The organism is Leptotrichia sp. oral taxon 215 str. W9775 (assembly GCF_000469505.1).
Classification (GTDB): Bacteria; Fusobacteriota; Fusobacteriia; order Fusobacteriales; family Leptotrichiaceae; genus Leptotrichia_A.
Map to the genome: position 1 here is coordinate 1 of NZ_KI272850.1, position 884 is coordinate 884.

General features: G+C 38.0%; 1 pseudogene. It reads left to right on the forward strand.

What is annotated here, in order from left to right:
- Window positions 1–884 (forward strand): annotated as a pseudogene (locus HMPREF1984_RS06295) (adhesin); the annotation flags it as partial.

The following is an 884-nucleotide window of genomic DNA, read 5'->3' on the forward strand; positions in this document are numbered from 1 at the left end:
CTAATAACGATGCAGTTAACTTAGGTCAGTTAAATACTGCAATAAATAATGCAGGAGCAGCCGCTACAATCAAATACAAAGCAAATGGTGGGGCACCTGAAACAGTTAAGTTGTCAGACGGACTTGACTTTGTAAATGGAAGCAATACAACAGCAACAGTTGGACCAAATGGAGTTGTTAAGTACGATGTAAACTTAGGAACACTGGCAGTTGGAGCTGACGGAAAAGCCGGAGCTGATGGAAAAACTGGAGCAGACGGAACTGTAGGAAAAGATGGAATAGCGACTACACAGGATGTAGCAAAAGCTATAAACAGTTCTGCATGGAAAGTAACATCAACTGCATCAACAGGAACAGTTAATACTCCTTCAGTTGAAGATGTAAAAAATGGAGATACAGTTAAATTTGATGCAGGAGACAACATTGAAATTACACAAAATGGAAAAGACTTTACTTTCGCAACTAAGAAAGACGTTAAATTTGACAGCGTAACTATTAATAATGGTGGACCAAAATTAAGTGCTACCGGAATAGATGCGGCTAACAAGAAAATAACAAATGTTGCAAATGGAGATGTAACAGCTACAAGTAAGGATGCAGTAAATGGAAGTCAACTTTACGGATTAAGCAAAAATACTGTAACTGTTTCAGGAGACAGTACATCTACTACGCCTCAAACTCTTGATCAAAATGGTGGAATTAAATTAGGAATTAAGAGTGGAGATACTCAATACCTGACTTCTACTGCCACAGGAACTGACATTACATTAGATTTAACACCGGATGCTAAAGCTAAGATAAATAAGGTAGCCACTCTTTCAAGCAACACTATCTCACTTGGAGGAGATAATGGAACTACTAATACTCAGGCTTTAGACAAAACT